The organism is Thalassospira sp. A3_1, assembly GCF_017744215.1.
GTDB lineage: Bacteria > Pseudomonadota > Alphaproteobacteria > Rhodospirillales > Thalassospiraceae > Thalassospira > Thalassospira lucentensis_A.
The window spans coordinates 61793-78870 of the sequence record NZ_JAGHQQ010000001.1 but is presented as its reverse complement, the minus strand read 5'-3'; the positions used below and the strand labels follow the sequence as shown (position 1 = coordinate 78870).

Annotated in this window: 15 protein-coding genes; 8 read left to right on the top strand and 7 right to left on the bottom strand. The window is 55.1% G+C overall.

The features are described 5' to 3' along the window. Positions 1–89: 89 nt before the first annotated feature. On the top strand, positions 90–992 hold the full coding sequence (locus tag J7395_RS00355; RefSeq protein WP_231858368.1) for a LysR family transcriptional regulator: 903 nt from the start codon (positions 90–92) through the stop codon (positions 990–992). Between the two features lie 40 nt (positions 993–1032). Here J7395_RS00355 and J7395_RS00350 read toward each other — a convergent pair whose 3' ends face one another. The 3 genes from J7395_RS00350 to J7395_RS00340 all read right to left on the bottom strand — a co-directional run bounded on the left by J7395_RS00350 (position 1033) and on the right by J7395_RS00340 (position 3953). After that, positions 1033–2370 carry an SAF domain-containing protein gene (locus J7395_RS00350; RefSeq protein WP_209220187.1) on the bottom strand — a complete coding sequence of 446 codons (1338 nt, stop codon included), beginning with the start codon at positions 2368–2370 and terminating at the stop codon, positions 1033–1035. Positions 2371–2394: 24 nt separating this feature from the next. Continuing rightward, a complete protein-coding gene (locus J7395_RS00345; protein WP_062953376.1) occupies positions 2395–3204 on the bottom strand; it encodes a phytanoyl-CoA dioxygenase family protein in 810 nt (269 codons plus the stop codon). A 77-nt stretch (positions 3205–3281) separates the two neighbouring features. After that, on the bottom strand, positions 3282–3953 hold the full coding sequence (locus J7395_RS00340; protein WP_062953377.1) for a GntR family transcriptional regulator: 672 nt from the start codon (positions 3951–3953) through the stop codon (positions 3282–3284). Positions 3954–4151: 198 nt separating this feature from the next. On the opposite strand from J7395_RS00340, the gene J7395_RS00335 reads away from it, so the two are divergent. Then, positions 4152–4976: a carbon-nitrogen hydrolase family protein gene (locus tag J7395_RS00335; protein WP_062953378.1), complete on the top strand. Its 825-nt coding sequence runs from the start codon at positions 4152–4154 to the stop codon at positions 4974–4976. A gap of 23 nt (positions 4977–4999) precedes the next feature. On the opposite strand, the gene J7395_RS00330 is transcribed toward J7395_RS00335, so the two are convergent. Beyond that, positions 5000–5383, bottom strand: a complete 384-nt coding sequence (locus J7395_RS00330; RefSeq protein ID WP_062958351.1) for a VOC family protein — start codon at positions 5381–5383, stop codon at positions 5000–5002. Between the two features lie 205 nt (positions 5384–5588). On the opposite strand from J7395_RS00330, the gene J7395_RS00325 reads away from it, so the two are divergent. Beyond that, on the top strand, positions 5589–6128 hold the full coding sequence (locus J7395_RS00325; RefSeq protein WP_209220186.1) for a YHS domain-containing (seleno)protein: 540 nt from the start codon (positions 5589–5591) through the stop codon (positions 6126–6128). 84 nt (positions 6129–6212) lie between these two features. Here the strand turns inward: J7395_RS00325 and J7395_RS00320 are convergent, their stop codons facing one another. Both J7395_RS00320 and J7395_RS00315 read right to left on the bottom strand, forming a co-directional pair. Then, a complete protein-coding gene (locus J7395_RS00320) occupies positions 6213–8126 on the bottom strand; it encodes a PhoX family phosphatase (RefSeq protein ID WP_209220185.1) in 1914 nt (637 codons plus the stop codon). A 107-nt stretch (positions 8127–8233) separates the two neighbouring features. Continuing rightward, positions 8234–8773: a class I SAM-dependent methyltransferase gene (locus J7395_RS00315; RefSeq protein ID WP_247741906.1), complete on the bottom strand. Its 540-nt coding sequence runs from the start codon at positions 8771–8773 to the stop codon at positions 8234–8236. A 121-nt stretch (positions 8774–8894) separates the two neighbouring features. Here J7395_RS00315 and J7395_RS00310 point away from each other — a divergent pair, with 121 nt between their 5' ends. Beyond that, on the top strand, positions 8895–9329 hold the full coding sequence (locus J7395_RS00310) for a DUF1178 family protein (RefSeq protein ID WP_209220184.1): 435 nt from the start codon (positions 8895–8897) through the stop codon (positions 9327–9329). A gap of 309 nt (positions 9330–9638) precedes the next feature. Then, positions 9639–11081, top strand: coding sequence for a GGDEF domain-containing protein (locus J7395_RS00305; protein WP_209220183.1), 1443 nt, complete (start codon positions 9639–9641; stop codon positions 11079–11081). A 13-nt stretch (positions 11082–11094) separates the two neighbouring features. Here J7395_RS00305 and ubiG read toward each other — a convergent pair whose 3' ends face one another. Beyond that, positions 11095–11859 carry a bifunctional 2-polyprenyl-6-hydroxyphenol methylase/3-demethylubiquinol 3-O-methyltransferase UbiG gene (gene ubiG, locus J7395_RS00300; RefSeq protein ID WP_097053017.1) on the bottom strand — a complete coding sequence of 255 codons (765 nt, stop codon included), beginning with the start codon at positions 11857–11859 and terminating at the stop codon, positions 11095–11097. A 418-nt stretch (positions 11860–12277) separates the two neighbouring features. On the opposite strand from ubiG, the gene J7395_RS00295 reads away from it, so the two are divergent. The 3 genes from J7395_RS00295 to ptsP all read left to right on the top strand — a co-directional run bounded on the left by J7395_RS00295 (position 12278) and on the right by ptsP (position 16964). Further along, on the top strand, positions 12278–13498 hold the full coding sequence (locus J7395_RS00295; RefSeq protein WP_062953384.1) for an aspartate kinase: 1221 nt from the start codon (positions 12278–12280) through the stop codon (positions 13496–13498). Positions 13499–13647: 149 nt separating this feature from the next. Beyond that, entirely contained in the window at positions 13648–14676 is a 1029-nt protein-coding gene (locus J7395_RS00290; protein ID WP_062953385.1) for a nitronate monooxygenase, read from the top strand. 5 nt (positions 14677–14681) lie between these two features. Further along, on the top strand, positions 14682–16964 hold the full coding sequence (gene ptsP / locus J7395_RS00285; protein WP_062953386.1) for a phosphoenolpyruvate--protein phosphotransferase: 2283 nt from the start codon (positions 14682–14684) through the stop codon (positions 16962–16964). Positions 16965–17078: the final 114 nt, after the last annotated feature.

Below are 17078 nucleotides of genomic sequence, written 5' to 3'. Positions count from 1 at the left end.
TCCTGTGCTCGCTAACGGTACTCACTATCTTTGTTCAGAATAACCCGCCAATGACTCGACATACTGGTTAGTATGATTTACCAATCAGTATGGACCTTAATCTTCTGACGATGTTTGCCGCGGTTGCGGATACCGGAAATTTTCGTGCGGCAGCCGACAGGCTGGGCGTAACACGTTCTGCTGTCAGTCAGGGGATCCGGCGGCTTGAAGAAACCATCGGGCAACCGCTGTTTCAGCGAACGACGCGCAGCGTGCGACTTACCGAAGAAGGTGAACGGTTTCTGGAAACGGTCCATTCACCGCTTCTGGAAATTGGAGCGGCGCTGGAAACTGCACGGAGTGCATCGGGAATGCCGCACGGGCTTTTGCGGGTTGCGGTCACATCTATTGCCGAGCGGTTTCTGTCAGGGCCTCTTGTTGCCGAATTTGCCATTGCTTATCCGGGAATTACACTTGATGTGACAGTCACCGACGAGGAGTTCGATATTGTTGCCGCAGGGTTCGATGCGGGCGTGCGCCTTGGCGAGGTGATTGAGCAGGATATGGTCGCGGTACCGCTTACGGGCGAGCAGCGGCAGGTCGCAGTGGCAACGCCACGCTATTTTGAGCGGCACGGAATTCCGCAGCATCCGCGCGACTTGGCAGGGCATCGCTGTATCGGTTGGCGCCCGTCACCTGAAACTGCGCCGTATCGATGGGAATTCGAACGTGACGGGCAGGAGTTCGATGTGGCGGTCGAGCCGCAGGTTACGACAAACGACATGCTTTTGATGATCCGCACTGCCCTTGCGGATGGCGGTATCACATTCGGGATCGAGGAAACCTTTGCGCCCTATATCCGGCGTGGCGAGCTTGTAACTGTTCTTGATGATTGGCTGGCGCCCTTTGCGGGGTTTTATCTTTACTTTCCCGGACGCAGGTCGGTTACGCCAAAGCTTCGCGCATTGATCGAGCATGTTCGCAAGTTCCGGATGCGAGTGCCGCCACTTTAGACATAATGGTGCACCCGTTGCCGAAAACAGGCATTGCAGATTAGCCAAAGGTATCTTCCATTTCCTTGCGGAAGCGGATGGCGGGATCAGTGAGGTCGAAATCGACGTCGTCCCATGTAACGACCTGATCGGTGGCAATTTTGTGTTTGAGTGTCAGGTGGTGGGCAAGGCCGATGGGAAGGGCATTGTTGGCCTTTGACATGCGGGCTGGCATCAGTTTTCCATAGACCGTGTAACCGCCTTCCCCGTCGAGCTTTTCACCGACGCGAAGGTCGCGTTTGGCAAAGGCAACCGCGTCGCCTGACCATGCGCGCGGTGCGCCCGTCGCCTCGTGTCGCAGGGCGGCAGAGGCGACCGAAATGCCCAGTTCCAGACCGATCAGGTGATAGGGTTTATACATCGCGGAATACTGCCCGGTCGGGTCGGTCAGAAGACCATATTCCGAGAAGCAGCGTTTGACATAGTCGCTGGGGGCTTCAAACGTGACATAAACACCCCAGCGCAGATCACGAAAGACCGGGCGTGTATCACGTTCAAGGCTTGAAACCACCTCGACCGTTCCCTTGCGATCCAGCAGGCCGCCGGTTTCCCGTGGCGAGAGCAAGCGGGGCAGATCATCGACCCCGCAGGCCGGGAACCGAAGGCCGACATCCTGTGGCACCAGATCGCAGGCATTGGCAACAGCGGCCATTTCGATGGCGGATTTGGTGCCATCAAGGAAGCTGTTGAAAATTTGGGGGTTCATGCCACCTGCCTTTGCCTGTTCATGTGTCAGGCCATAATGGGTCCAGACATCGTCGGGCGTGACATGGTGATAGGCGGGCAGATATTTGGTACCCTTGCCGGCACAGATGACATCAAGGCCAACCGCACGCGCCCAATCGACCATTTCCGAAATCAGGGCGGGCTGATCACCATAGGCCATGGAATAGACAAGCCCGGCTTGTTCGGCCTTGCGGGCCAATAATGGCCCGGCAAGAACGTCAGCCTCGACATTGACCATGACAAGGTGGCGGCCATGTTCGATGGCCTTCAGGCCATAGCGGATACCGGCTGCGGGGCTGCCGGTGGCATCAATGACGACTTCAAGGCCATTGGCTTCGATCAGGGCGTCGGCATTCTCGGTGATCCAGGTCGTACCGTTTTTAAGCGCATTGTCCGGATCGGTTGCCTGATAGCGTTCCTTCGGCCAGCCGACACGATCAAGGGCTTCTTTGGCGCGCGTGGCGCTAAGATCTGCCACCCCCAGAACGTGATAGCCCGGATGGTGTCCGGCCTGGCTTAAAAACATCGAGCCGAACTTGCCGGCACCGATAATACCGACGCGAACGGGGTTTCCGTCCGCGGCACGTTTTCGCAGTTTTGCATCAAGGTTCATTTGAAATACTCCGTCACCGGGCGATCAGGCCGCGGAACTTTTGGCAGCAGGCTGTTTGGCGACCAGTTCGTCAAGGCAATCATCGGCAAGCGGCGTGATCGGGGTAAAGTCGCGATGCGCGATCCACGGTTTGCGATTAAACGCCCGGATATGGTTCGAAACCGCGCACAGGCTAAGATAAACAATGGTGCGGTCAAACGGGCTGATATTGGGCGGGCTGGCATGAACCAGATTGCCATGGAACATCACAACCGATCCGGCGGGACCAATCGGGGCCTCGCAGCCGCCCTCGGCGGCAAGCTTTGTCACCGTTTCGCGATCAAGTGTCCAAAGCGGATAGGATGTGGTTTCAAGGTCGTGGCCGGCCTTGAGCACACCTGCCTTATGGCTTTTGGGGATGAACAAGAGTGGGCCGTTGGCCGGAGTGACGTCTTCAAGGAACAGGGCGATGTTGAACGCGCGCGGTTCGGGCATTTCATCGTCGCGCTGCCAGGTGCCGTAATCCTGATGCCATTGCCAGACGGCGCCATCAAAGGCGGCCTTGGCGTTGATTTTGTACTGGTGCATGTAAACCTGTTCTTCTAGGAACTGTTCAACAGGTTCGATCAGGCGGGGATGGGCACCAAGGCGGCGATGGGCTTCGTTATAGGTGTGTGCGGCAAAGGCGGTCCGGGCAACACCGGATGTTTCGCGCCAGACTTCTTCACGGTCGGATGCATAAATCTGGCGGGCTTCGGACAGAAGAAGGGCGGCTTCTTCACGTGAAAAAAGTTCCGGCAGAAAGACAAAGCCCTGTTCGCGAAATTCGGCAAGTGCCGTTTCGTTGAGTTTCATGACGTTTACCTCCGCGTCGCATATTTTTGTTTTTTGTTATGCGACCTGTGCCCGGCCGGATCTTTATGCCGGGCGGTTTATAATGTGGTCTTTGCGGTATCCTTCATATGCGTGATCAGGCGGTTTGCGGCATTGCGCGTATGTGCGATTGCCAACTGCTGGGCTGCCGCACCATCGCCAACGCAGATTGCGTCGGCGATGGCTTGATGTTCGGTCCATACGGGATCGGGACCGGTTCCGGTTTGCAGATCGGCATGCATGACACGCCGGACCTGCAACCAGATTGCGGCTGATGCCTCGGGCAACAGGGGGTTGCCCGACAGGCGATAGATCGTTTGATGAAACGCGACGTCGGCTGCAACAAGGTCTGCGGTGGAATTGCTGCCCAGAGCGTGGTGTCCCTGTTTGATGGCAGCCCGCAGTGCCGATTTCCGTTCGTCTTCCGGGGATTTTGACGCCAGCCGGGCGGCAAGCCCGTCAAACGCTTCGCGCAAGTCATAAACGTGCTCGACCAGTTTGGCATCGACCGGGGCAACGCGATATCCACGCCGCCCCATCGGTACGACCAGCCCGTCACGACGCAGCAACCCCAGAGCTTGCAACACTGGTTGCCGCGAGACATTGAGCTCCTCGGCCAAGGCTTCCTGACGCAAAGGCATTCCGGGAGGGAGAGCACCGGAACACAAGGCATCGACCAAGCGATCATGCACTTCGTCAGTCAGACTTTTACGACCGGAAAGAGGTTCCATCTTCGATCCTTCTTCTACATGCGGAATACTGTATACACTAATTTTAACCATTGGAAGATCAAATCGGTAAAAAATGACTCTGTGGTTGTGCGCGTACCTTAAAACACTGTTTTGGTCGGCCGGTAGCCCAATTGTGTATTGTCGGCGGTGTGATGGCGTTCCATGATCATCGCAGAACAACGATAGGGAGACGATGTCATGGCCCGTTTTGTTACTGCCTGTGTTCAGGTAAATGCGCGTGACAATATGAGCGACAACCTTGCGCGGGCGGCGACCTATGCACGCGATGCCCATGCGGCGGGGGCGACGCTGATTGCGTTTCCGGAAAATGTTTCGATGATGTCGTTTGGCGGGGAAAAGGTCAGGACGGCGGCCTTTGACGAGGCGGATCACCCAGCCCTGACATTTTTCCGCGATCTGGCGGAAGAATTGAAATCGACCCTGATTGTTGGATCTTTGCATGTGAAGGTACCGGGCGAAGACCGGGTGGCCAATCGTTGTTTTGTGATTGGCCCGGACGGGGCGGTGATCACGTCTTATGACAAGATCCATATGTTCGATGTTGATCTGGCGGGTGGGGAAAGTTACCGCGAAAGCAAAACATTCCGCCCGGGTGATCAGGCGCGGCTTGCCAAAACCGATATCGGGGATATCGGCATCGCGATTTGCTATGACGTGCGGTTCCCTCAGCTTTTCCGTGATTATGCCAAGGCCGGGGCGAAAATCCTGTCGATCCCGGCGGCGTTTACACGTACGACCGGGCAGGCGCACTGGCATAATCTGTTGCGGTCACGCGCGATTGAAAATGGTTGTTATGTGATTGCGGCCGCACAGTGCGGCGATCACCCGGGCAACCGGCAGACCTTCGGTCATTCGCTGATTATCGATCCGTGGGGAGAGATCCTTGCCGATGCGGGGACCGATCCCGGCTTTATCACCGCCGAGATCGATCTGGATCGGGTGGAAGATATTCGGCGAATGGTGCCGTCGCTTCATAATGACCGGGCATACAAGCCTTGCTGATCTAAGCAGCATTTCGCAGGTGGTTAGCTATAGCTAACCACCTCGAACTCGATGCCGTTTTCGTCATGGAAGTAAAACCGGCGGCCGGGTTCATAATCGGCATGACTGTGGGTTTTCAGACCACTGGCGAGGATTTTCTTTTCAGTCGCGTCAAGGTCGTCAACCACAATGGCGACATGGTTCATCCCGCCCAGAGTGCGATACGAATTTTCATCCGAACTTACCGGCGTTCCGCCGGAATAGACGGCAACATAGCTTGTATCACTGCCGACGTGATAGGTGATGCCGTTATCCTTTGACGGCCCGTTCCAGCGCACATGCCAGCCAAACCAGTCACATAATTGTGTGGCCGTTTTGGCCGGATCAGCGACGGTGAAATTCACATGTTCCAGAAACGCGGTGCTCATGGAATATTCCTTTTTGTTTTTCCTCAACTATCTTCTGTGTAATTCCTTAACTTAAGTTTAGGTCAAGAAGAAAATTCGCAACCGATTGGGATGCTGAGCCCCGTGGTCACGCAGTTTCACGAAACAGTGTCGCAACGTCATTTTGCCTTTCGCACATGCTCTTTCAATATCGGCTTATCAAAACAGCAAATGGAGTATTTGGGTAATGCTGAAGCGTCTGTTAATGGCGACGTCCCTGATCATGGCAGCTTCGGGTGCGGCTTTCGCCGGGGAGCAATATGTTGATGAAACAGGCTTTGCGATCAGCGGGTATGATCCGGTGGCCTATTTCGATCTGAAGCAGGCGGAGCCGGGGGGCGCGCAGCCCCGGGCCGTGCCGGGACGATCTGATATCACCGCCGAGTATAACGGGGCGACATGGGCGTTTGCATCCGAAGAGCATCGTGACATGTTCACCGCCAATCCGGAAAAATACGCGCCGAAATATGACGGGCATTGTGCCTATGGCGTGGCACAGGGCGGCAAGGTCCCTGCCAATCCGAACCTGTGGCGGATTGTTGACGGAGCGCTTTATCTGAATATCACACCGACGGTGGTTGGTTTCTGGAATAGCGATATCAGCGGCAATATCAACAAGTCCGAAGGCAACTGGACCTCGCTTGAGGCCAAGGGGGCTTCGGACAAAAGCTGGAAGGCAATTGCGGACAATAACGGCACGTACGCAGGCACTGCACCGATCAGATAAGCTGTTCAGGTAAGGTAACGTGACCGGAAAATGAAAACCGGCCCCAAGCGGGGCCGGTTTGACGATGATCGGGTATGACCAGGATCAGCTTGCGATTTCGCCGCCACCCTGTTTGGTGATGGCAACCACCGACGGACGCGGCGGAACGCCGTCCTGGAAGTCCGGCCAGCGGGTGCTTGGTTCGTCATAGGTTGAACCGTCTGCAGGGTGCTGAACCGCGACAAACAGGGTCGTGCCATCCGGGGTGAATTCCGGACCGCACATTTCGGCACCTTCCGGGCAGGCGAAGAAGAATTTGGTCAGTGCGCGACCGGCACCTTCCACATCTGCGGCATGCATGCCATCTGGAATATCCGAGCTTGGCGCACCATCGGTGGAAATCCACAGGCGGCCTTTATGGTCAATCGCAAGGTTATCCGGGCAGGATACCCAGCTTTCAGCCCCTGGATGGTAAACTGCACGGTCATCGGCATTCGCCGGGTTACCACCAAGCAGGAAGATGTCCCATTTGAAGGTATCGGCGGTGTGGTCCGCATCCTTGCCCATGCCGCCCGGAGGGGTGAGTTCAAGAACATGACCATGGATGTTCGAGGCGCGCGGATTGACGATGTTCGGCTCTTTGCGCTTCGAGTTGTTGGTCAGCATGACGTAAACCTTGCCGTTAACCGGGTTTGGTTCGACGTCTTCGGGGCGGTCCATCTGGGTTGCACCCAGAAGGTCGGCTGCGCGACGGGTTTCAATCAGGATATCGGCCTGACTGTTGAAATCATTTTCGGCGGTCAGCGGGCCATCACCGTGGACCAGAGGCATCCAGTTAACCGTGCCATCCTCGTTGAATTTGGCGACATAAAGCGTGCCGTCTTCAAGGATGTCCATGTTCGCCGCACGGTCGTTCGGATTGTATTTTTTCGACGCGACGAATTTATAAAGGTAATCGAAGCGCTGATCGTCGCCGGAATAGGCAACCACAGAGTTATCCTTATTCAGGAAAACGGTGGCACCTTCGTGCTTGAAGCGGCCAAGGGCCGTGCGCTTTTTCGGGGTCGAGGTCGGATCATAGGGATCAATTTCGACCATCCAGCCAAATTTGTTCGGCTCGTTCGGTTCTTTTTCAACGTTGAAGCGGTCGAAATGTTTGACCCAAGAATACCAGCTGTCCGGCTCGATACCGAGGCGCTTGTAGTTGCGTTCTTCGCTGGTTTTGGCGATGTCACCACCGAAATAGCCGTTGAAGTTTTCTTCAGCGATCAGGATGGTGCCCCAAGGGGTTTTGCCACCTGCACAGTTGTTCAACGTGCCGATGACGCGTGTGCCGGTCTGGTCGGTGCTGGTTTTCAGGCGGTCATGGCCTGCTGCCGGGCCGGTGATGACCATTTCGGTATCAAGGGCAGAAATACGGCGTGCATAATCTGAACCGTCAATGACCTGCCATTTGCCGTCTGTCTTTTTGACTTCGACGATAGAATGGCCGTGGGCGGCAATTTCATGCAGGGCCTGTTCCTGCGATGCGCCCATGGCGTCCTTAAGGCCCGGCCACATCAGTTCGGCATTGGTGTATTCATGGCTGACACACAGAAGGCCGTGTTCGGAATTGTCTGATCCGACCGGAAGCGGCATATAGCCGATATAGTCGCAGTTATAGCCGAACTGCTTGTTCTGCGCGGTGGCATCGACGGCACCCGGAACGAATGCCGGGGCATCAGCGACGACCTTGTCACCGTAACGGATCAGGATGTCGGCATCGTATCCTTCGGCAACGGCATGGGTTTTTGCGATCTTCTGCGGGATCGATTTGAAGGTCAGGGTCGAGGCGTCCTGCGCGCGGGCCATGCCCGAGGTTGCGATACCAGCGCCAGCGACGGCCGAAGTTGCCATCAGGCCCTTGAAAAAGCCGCGACGGGAAAGGCGAGCATTGATCAGGTCTGCGACACGCGGATTGTTTGTCGGGTTCGACGGAATGTCATCGCGATCCTCGACGATTTCAAATTGTTCGTTCATGGTTTTCTCTCTCTGCCAAATGCTAAAACTAGCGCCGAGGAAGATGCCAGAAACAAACCGTTTGAATTGTGACACTTGTGTTTATTTTTTATCGGTATTCCAGTGTGTTACAGAATTGTTTCGGTCCGTTTTGGCGATGGTTTGCGGGTCGACAGGAATTGCTTCACGGCAAAGGGAACCGTTGCGCCGGATTTGTATTGCGGCCCCTGTTCGAATGCGTTGATTTCCCAACCTGAAAAAGCGTTTGGCAGTTCATTTGGGCGCAGAAGGAATTCCGGCGATTGTGGGCGGCCAAATGCTTCGTTCCCGATCATGAAGGTTTCATAAAGCAGGGTGCCGCCGGGTGTGATCGCCTTGTGAAGGTATTCAAACAGCGGACGATGAAGGTAATTGACAACCACCACCAGATCAAATTGCCGGTCGCCAAGCGGCCAATGACCGGATTCAAGATCGGCTTCGATCCAGTCAATCCCGATATTGTGACCGGTCTGCGTATCCGACAGGTCACGATCAAGGGCCGTAACCTGCCATCCGTGATCGGCCAGCCAGAAACTGTGACGACCCTTGCCACAAGCAAGATCAAGTGCGGTTCCGCCGCTCGGAGGGCAATAACGGGTAATCCAGTCAGATGGCATTAATGATGACATTTTCATAAATCTTGGTTATTGAAAGAGCCGCCCGAAACTGGCGTTTCGGGCAAGGTGTCGCTATATCCTTGATATTAAAACACCTTGCAATTGTTACGGTTGGCTTGAACAAAACAACACCATGATCCTCTTTCAGCTTAAATGCGAACATGATCACGAATTTGAAGGCTGGTTCAAAGACGGTGCCACATATGACACTCAGGCTGCCAGCGGTGAATTGTCATGCCCTGTTTGCGGGACCGGAAATGTCGGCAAGGCATTGATGGCACCCCGTCTTCGGACGTCACGCCAGAAAGAAGAAGCCGCTGAAAAGACGCGCCAGGTCGACATGGCCGAAGCAACCCGCGTTGCAATGGCCGAAATCCGGAAGCAGGTTGAGGCAAATTGCGAGCATGTTGGCACCAAGTTTGCCGAGGAAGCTCGCAAGATCCATTACGGCGAAACCGAAAAACGCGGCATTTATGGCGAGGCGTCGTTAAAGGAAACCGCTGAACTGATTGATGAAGGTATCGATGTTCACGCGCTGCCATGGCTTGATGAGAGCAAGAAGAATTGACCGTTCTGGTCAAATTCCCCTGACGACCTGATTTTTCGAAGCTGTGTGCGATGCAGATGCGTTGCAACCATCAGCAGACAGTTTTTGTACGTATGCAAAATTTGATGCATGGCTTGGTTGAAATGCGGGGCAATATTACCACCTCTCAAGAACCTATTCAAAAGTGGGTGTTTTGCGCATCCGAAAATGTTCTATGAAATAATTTTGACAGAAAAGTGAAGCTAAACATGGAACATCAGGGTTATATCGGATGTTATATCATTGGATAAGTATCGGGTGTGGCTTTTGGTCTTTCTTGGGGTTTAGGGGATGGCAGCGGTTTTTCGGGTACCGACGGATTTTATTCCCTGTTGCGTTGGCGCGGTTTGCGTGGCGGGGATTGTTTTTGCCGCTTCGTTATTCGGGATTCTGACCCGCCCGGACGGGATGCTTGCAGTTTTGTGGCCTGCCAATGCTCTTCTGACCGCGGCCTTTGTCCGTGGGCGAGCGATGAACACGCCTTTGGGCTGGTGCGCTGCGTTCATCGCTTATATGGCCGCCGACCTTCTGACCGGAAATGATATCTACACCGCGATCTGGCTAACCGGGGCCAATCTGGCCGGTGTTGCGGTCGGGGTTCTTCTGTTGCGCAGGCTGTCAGTCGAGGATCGCAATCTTCGCCGTCCGCAATCAGTTCAGTATCTTTGCCTGACTGGGGCAGGGGCGGCATTGGCTGCGGCGATGGCCGGGATACTTATCGCGGTACTGGTTTTCAATCAGGACCCGGTAACCGCGTTCCTGTTCTGGTTCAGCACCGAATTTGCGAATTACGTCGTTATCCTGCCATTTGCCCTGACGGTGGCGCGCTGGTCGGATTTTTCCGCGATGATCACGGGCTTTTTTCGGCATTTTGTCGTGAATGTCGAGAGCCTGAAAATCTGTGCACCGGCCATTTCCGTCCTGGTCAGTCTGGTTCTGGTAAAGGTTATCGGCGGGCCGGGATCAATCGTGTTTCCGGTGCCTGCTTTGTTATGGTGTGCACTGGTTTATCGGTTGCAGATCACGACACTTTTCATATTGCTGGTATCGCATTGGTTGATGGTGGTTCTGGAGCTTGATTTTCTGTCGAATTTGCCGGTTGATAGCGATCCTTATTATGCAATCATGTCGACCCGGCTGGGGATTGCGTTGCTGTCGTTGGGCCCGCTGACTGTTGCCAGTATTGACACGGCACGCAGCGCGCTGGTTGATCGTCTGGATCACGCCGCAAACCATGATTTCCTGACCGGGTTACTGTCGCGTGGGGCTTTCATGAAATGTGGCAGTGAATTGATATCGCGTCTGTCGGGGGAAAAGGGACGCCTGACCATCATGGGGCTTGATGTCGATCACTTCAAACAAATCAACGATACCCATGGTCATGCGGCAGGAGACCGGGTGCTGGTGGAAGTGGCGAAAATTATTCGTGGCAATCTGCGCGGTGATGATTTGATTGCACGTCTTGGCGGCGAAGAGTTCGGATTGATCCTGCCGGGTGTTGCGCCGGCCGATGCGCTTGGGCTTGCGCAACGCATTCGCATTGCAATCGAGCAAACGACCGTTGGTGAAAGCGAAACCGGCAGTATTCATACCACAATCAGTATCGGTGTTGTTCATCATACTCTGGAGGAGCCGGTTAGCCTCGACCGGCTATTGCGTGATGCCGACAAAGCGATGTATGCCGCAAAGGCCGCAGGGCGAAATCGCGTTGTAGTGCATCAGCCACCGTCTTGAAGGCAATATACAATTACGCACCAGAAGGTTTTTGCGCGATCACCATGTAGTTGATATCAAGGTCGCGCGGGGCAACTGACCATTTGTCGTTGATCGGGTTATAGGCAACACCGGTAATATCTACGAGATCAAGACCGGCGCCACGCAGGAAGCCCGACATTTCGGACGGTTTGACAAATTTGCGCCAGTCATGGGTACCAGCAGGCAACCAGCGCAGGACATACTCAGCGCCGAATTTCGCCAGTGCCAGCGATTTGATCGTGCGGTTCAGGGTGGCGACAAACATCAATCCGCCAGGTTTGAGTAACGCCGCACAGGCCTGCATGAAGAATTGCGGATCGTCGACATGCTCAATGACTTCCATATTCAGCACGATATCGAACTGCTTGCCTTCATCGACCAGCATTTCCGGGGTGCAGTTGCGATAATCAATGGCAAGGCCCGATTGGGCGGCATGAACTTTGGCGACTTCGATATTGTTTTCGGCCGCGTCGATTGACGTCATTTTGGCACCCATGCGCGCCAGCGGTTCGGACAGAAGACCGGCCCCGCAACCGATATCGATGATTTCGATATCTTTTAGAACGTCAAGCTGATTGGCGTCCCGCCCGAGATGGGCGGCGATATTGTCACGCAGAAGCTGCAAGCGGATCGGATTGAACTTGTGCAGCGGCTTCATCGCACCGTTCGGATCCCACCATTTTTCAGCCATTGCAGAAAAGCGTGCAATTTCCTCGGCATTGGCGGTGCGGCTGTTATTGGCGGATGCGTGCGACATGGACGGCTCCGAAGGCGTGACATTGATTTTGCTTTGCCTTGTTTACGCGGGCACGTCCGGCAAGGCAATAGTTTGCCGGATCGCTGGCGTGGATGACGGTTTTGCGGGCATGAGTGAAATCGGAATGTGCCTTGCGCCAATCGCATGTGTTATCAGGGTTTTCAGGTAAGGATTCGCAGGATGTTTCGCCATTTGCGTCCTTTGGGGCGCATCAGGAGCATCAAACCCGAATAAAAAATGAATCGATGCAATTTTCCCCTGCGTTGATGCTTGTTTCCGAAAGAGTAAGGCAGTATTGATAACGCCGCCCGGATCAGGGGGCGCGCCGCGTTGCAGGCCTGCGCCAATGGATCGAGGGCCGGATCACATGCCATCTTTTCGGAACGCCGATGGATGGCAAGCTTAGCGGGGATACTTCATGGCCCGTATTGTCATGAAATTCGGCGGCACATCGGTCGCCGATGTCGAAAAGATCAAGAACGTCGCCCGTCGGGTCAAAGCCGAGGTCGATGCCGGAAATCAGGTCGCGGTTGTTGTTTCGGCCATGTCGGGCAAGACCAACGAACTGGTAGGCTGGGCTGATGAAATTTCGCCAATGTATGATGCGCGCGAATATGACGTGATCGTATCGTCGGGCGAACAGGTTACAGTTGGCCTGATCGCGATGGCACTGCAAAGCATGGATGTGCCGGCACGTTCATGGCTTGGCTGGCAGATTCCGATCAAGACCGACGGGGCACATGCCAAGGCGCGTATCAAGGAAATCGATACCACCGAACTCGACAAGCGCATGAATGGTGGCGAGGTTGTGTGTGTTGCCGGCTTCCAGGGGATTGCCCCGGATAATCGCATTACCACGCTTGGCCGTGGCGGTTCCGATACTTCGGCGGTGGCTCTTGCCGCGGCCCTGAAGGCGGATCGTTGCGATATCTATACCGATGTTGACGGTGTCTATACGACCGACCCGCGTATCGTGCCCAAGGCGCGCAAGATCGAAAAAATTACCTACGAAGAAATGCTTGAACTGGCATCGCTTGGTGCGAAGGTCCTCCAGACCCGTTCAGTCGAGATGGCGATGAACCATCGCGTCCGGGTGCAGGTCCGTTCGACCTTTAGTGATGCAGAAGGAACACTTGTTGTAGACGAGGACGAAATCGTGGAACAGGAAGTCGTCAGCGGGATTGCCTATAGCCGTGATGAAGCCAAGATCACCTTGGTGAAAGTCGCAGACAAACCGGGAATCGCTGCTTCTATCTTCGGCCCGCTGGCCGAGGCCAATATCAATGTCGACATGATCGTGCAGAACGTCTCGGAAGACGGTAAAAGCACCGACATGACCTTTACCGTGCCGCGCGGCGAATTCAAACGTGCTTTGTCGGTAATTGAAGGTAATTCGGCCAAGATCGGCTACAAGGAATTGCTGAGCACATCGGATGTGACCAAAGTGTCGATCATCGGTGTCGGCATGCGTTCGCACGTTGGCGTTGCACGCAAGATGTTTGAAACGCTTGCGGAAAAAGGCATCAACATCCAGGTCATTTCGACCTCGGAAATCAAGGTTAGCGTTCTGATTGCCGAAGAATATACCGAACTGGCAGTTCGTGCGCTTCATACCGCTTATGGTCTTGATGCCGAGTAATTTGATAATGTGACTTCGTTGTGTACGATTAAGTCACTGTTAAATTGCGTCAATTATTACATACTAGCTGGAACTATCGGTTTCGGCCTTTATGATGAAATGGCAGGGAACCCCGGTTCCCTGCATTTCTGCTTTGGGGTACTGATGATATGAGCGATCCGAAATTCGATGCGGCACGCGCCCGTCTTGAAAAATTGTGGGCGGCGGGCAAGGAATTTCTGGGAACGGATTACGCCATTCTGGCGGGTGCAATGTCCTGGGTTTCCGAACGTCACCTTGTGGCGGCGGTTTCAAATGCCGGTGGCTTTGGCGTGATTGCCTGCGGGTCGATGACCCCGGATCTGCTGTCAGCCGAAATTGCCGGGACCAAGGCGCTAACCAAAAAGCCGTTCGGCGTGAACCTTATTACCATGCACCCGATGCTTGACGACCTGATCGAGGTTTGCCGCGAGCACGAGGTTGGCCACGTGGTTCTGGCCGGTGGTCTGCCGTCATCGGCATCGATCAAGAAAGCCAAGGAATTTGCCAAGGTTGTCTGTTTTGCACCGGCGCTGGTACTGGCTAAGAAACTGGTGCGATCGGGTGCGGATGCGCTGGTGATCGAAGGCAGCGAAGCCGGTGGGCATGTCGGCCCGGTTTCACTGACCGTTCTGGCACAGGAGATTCTTCCGGAAATCAAGGATGTGCCGATTTTCTGTGCCGGCGGTATCGGTCGTGGCGAAGCCATGACCGGATTGCTTGAACAGGGAGCTGCCGGGGTTCAGGTCGGGACGCGTCTTGTTTGTGCGACCGAATGCATTGCCCATCCGGATTTCAAAAAGGCCTTTATCCGTGCCAGCGCACGCGACGCGGTTACCACGGTGCAGCTTGACGAACGTTTCCCGGTCATTCCGGTGCGTGCGCTTGCCAACAAGGGAACTGACGAATTCCTTGATACCCAGCGCAAGGTGATTGCGAAATTCCGTGCCGGTGAGGTCGATCAGGGCGAAGCCCAGCTTGAGATCGAACATTTCTGGGCGGGGGCGCTTCGCCGGGCCGTTATTGATGGTGATGTCGAAAGCGGATCGGTTATGGCAGGACAGTCGGTTGGTATGGTAAAGAAAGAACAACCGGTAGCCGAAATTCTTGAAGAACTGGTCGAACAGGCCGTTCAGTCCCTCGTACGAAGAGACAATTAAACCCGATGAGCATGCCGTCCGCCGCAGTCACTGGTCCGCGACGCCTTTTAAAGCGCGTTCGCGACGTCATGGCTGGTCCGGGGACGGCAGAAGAACGTCTTGGGCAGATCGTGACCATCATTGCCGCCGATATGGTGGCAGAGGTGTGTTCGGTCTATGTGATGCGGGCAGGCGAGGTTCTGGAGCTTTTTGCGACCTGCGGTCTGGCCCCGGCGGCGGTCCACATGACCCGTCTTCGGGTTGGCGAGGGGATTGTGGGTTATGTGGCAGCACATGCGCGACCGCTTAATCTTAAAGATGCGCAAAGCCATCCGAATTTTGCCTATCGTCCGGAAACCGGCGAGGAAATCTATCATTCCATGATCGGTGTGCCGATCCTGCGCGGTGGCCGTATCATCGGTGTGCTTGCCGTGCAGAACCGGACCGAACGCCTTTATTCCGAGGACGAGCAGGAAGCGCTTGAAAACGTTGCCATGGTTTTGGCCGAAATGGTCGCCGGTGGCGAGCTGGTCAGCCGTGAAGAACTGATCCCGACTGACGGGATTGCGCTTTTGCCATTGCGTCTGGGCGGGGCGCGTCTGGCACCGGGGATTGGCAAGGGCATTGCGGTTCTGCATGAACCGCGCATCGTTATCGACCGGATGGTGTCGGACGACCCGGACGAAGAACTGACCCGGCTTCGCGATGCCATGCGCGGGCTTCAGGATCACCTCGACAAGATGCTTGAAGCCGTTGCGGGAATGGACAGCAATGGCGGCGATGATGATCCGGGTGATATCCTCGAAGCCTATAAAATGATTGCGCAGGATACCGGCTGGCTGAACCGCATTACCGAGGCGGTCCATACCGGCCTGACAGCCGAAGCCGCGGTTCAGAAGGTGCATGACGATACCCGTGCCCGCATGGCCCAGGTCAGCGATCCGTATTTGCGCGAACGCCTGCATGATCTTGAAGATCTGGCAAACCGACTGTTGCAGCATCTTTCGGGGCAGTATCAGTCCCCGGCCTTTGGCGAGTTGCCCGACGATATCATTCTGGTGGCGCGCAATATTGGCCCGGCGGAACTTCTGGATTACGATCACACGCGCTTGCGTGGCCTTGCCCTTGAAGAAGGATCGCACACCTCGCACGTGGCGATTGTTGCTCGTGCACTTGATATTCCAGTCCTGGGCGGGGTCAAGGGGGTTCTCGACAAGGTTGAAACCGGTGATCCGCTGATTGTCGATGCAGACAATGCGCAGTTGTTTGTCCGGCCAAGCGAGGACGTCCGTTCGGTTATCGACGGTGCGCTGAAAGCGCGGGCCGAACGCAAGGCGCTGTATGCGCAGATGCGCGATATGCCGGCCCGGACATGCGACGAGATCGATATTTCGCTTAACGTAAATGCGGGACTTCTGATTGATGTGCCCCATGTGATCGAAAGCGGTGCGGACGGGATCGGCCTTTATCGGACGGAAATTCCTTTCATGGTCAGATCGGCCATGCCAGATATTGGCGATCAGACCCGTTTATATACCCGTATTTTCGAACAGGCCGAAGGGCGCCCGGTTGTCTTTCGTACTCTTGATGTCGGGGGTGACAAATTGTTGCCCTATTGGGAGGATATGACAGAAGAGAACCCGGCGATGGGCTGGCGCTCGATCCGTATTACGCTGGATCGTCCTGCAGTGCTTGTTCATCAATTGCGCGCGTTGATCCGGGCTGCTCACGAGCGGGATCTGTATGTCATGTTCCCGATGATTGCCGAAGTCGCAGAATTCGATCAGGCAAAAGAGCTTCTGGATCAGCAGTTAAAGCGCGAAGCAGAACGCGGCTATGTACCGAACCGGGTCGAGGTTGGGGCGATGTTGGAAGTTCCGGCGCTGATATGGCAGGCACCGGCACTTTTGGATCGCGTCGACTTTCTGTCGGTCGGAACCAACGACCTGCTGCAGTTTATGTTCGCTGCCGACCGTGGGAACCCGCGGTTGGAGGGGCGTTATGACACACTTTCGCCAAGTGTGTTCGCATTTATGCGGCAACTTGTCACATTGTGTGACGAACGGAATGTCCGTCTGACCATCTGTGGCGAGATGGCCGGACGACCACTTGAAGCGATGGCCCTGATCGGATTGGGTATTCGCCGCCTGTCGATGGCACCTGCTGCGGTTGGTCCTGTAAAGGAGATGGTCCGAAGCATGAATGCGGCAAGCGTTGAGGGATATGTCCTGTCGATTATGGGAAGTTCGAGTAAATCGTTGCGATCGCGTCTTAAGGCTTTCGCAATAGATCACGGTGTAAAACTTTAAAAACAATCGCTTTTGGTGGGGATTCTGCTATTTTTATTGCTAGATCGTAACGTGGGGGTGCGGAGTTGGCGATCGGAAAGCGAAAGGAAGATCATTTGGACGAGCAATCCGGGG

Coding starts and splice junctions, on each gene's coding strand:
- J7395_RS00305 (WP_209220183.1), top strand. CDS start 9,639: ATGGCAGCGGTTTTTCGGGTACCGACGGATTTTATTCCCTGTTGCGTT.
- J7395_RS00310 (WP_209220184.1), top strand. CDS start 8,895: ATGATCCTCTTTCAGCTTAAATGCGAACATGATCACGAATTTGAAGGC.
- J7395_RS00335 (WP_062953378.1), top strand. CDS start 4,152: ATGGCCCGTTTTGTTACTGCCTGTGTTCAGGTAAATGCGCGTGACAAT.
- J7395_RS00320 (WP_209220185.1), bottom strand. CDS start 8,126: ATGAACGAACAATTTGAAATCGTCGAGGATCGCGATGACATTCCGTCG.
- J7395_RS00295 (WP_062953384.1), top strand. CDS start 12,278: ATGGCCCGTATTGTCATGAAATTCGGCGGCACATCGGTCGCCGATGTC.
- ubiG (WP_097053017.1), bottom strand. CDS start 11,859: ATGTCGCACGCATCCGCCAATAACAGCCGCACCGCCAATGCCGAGGAA.
- J7395_RS00350 (WP_209220187.1), bottom strand. CDS start 2,370: ATGAACCTTGATGCAAAACTGCGAAAACGTGCCGCGGACGGAAACCCC.
- ptsP (WP_062953386.1), top strand. CDS start 14,682: ATGAGCATGCCGTCCGCCGCAGTCACTGGTCCGCGACGCCTTTTAAAG.
- J7395_RS00290 (WP_062953385.1), top strand. CDS start 13,648: ATGAGCGATCCGAAATTCGATGCGGCACGCGCCCGTCTTGAAAAATTG.
- J7395_RS00315 (WP_247741906.1), bottom strand. CDS start 8,773: ATGTCATCATTAATGCCATCTGACTGGATTACCCGTTATTGCCCTCCG.
- J7395_RS00325 (WP_209220186.1), top strand. CDS start 5,589: ATGCTGAAGCGTCTGTTAATGGCGACGTCCCTGATCATGGCAGCTTCG.
- J7395_RS00345 (WP_062953376.1), bottom strand. CDS start 3,204: ATGAAACTCAACGAAACGGCACTTGCCGAATTTCGCGAACAGGGCTTT.
- J7395_RS00330 (WP_062958351.1), bottom strand. CDS start 5,383: ATGAGCACCGCGTTTCTGGAACATGTGAATTTCACCGTCGCTGATCCG.
- J7395_RS00355 (WP_231858368.1), top strand. CDS start 90: ATGGACCTTAATCTTCTGACGATGTTTGCCGCGGTTGCGGATACCGGA.
- J7395_RS00340 (WP_062953377.1), bottom strand. CDS start 3,953: ATGGAACCTCTTTCCGGTCGTAAAAGTCTGACTGACGAAGTGCATGAT.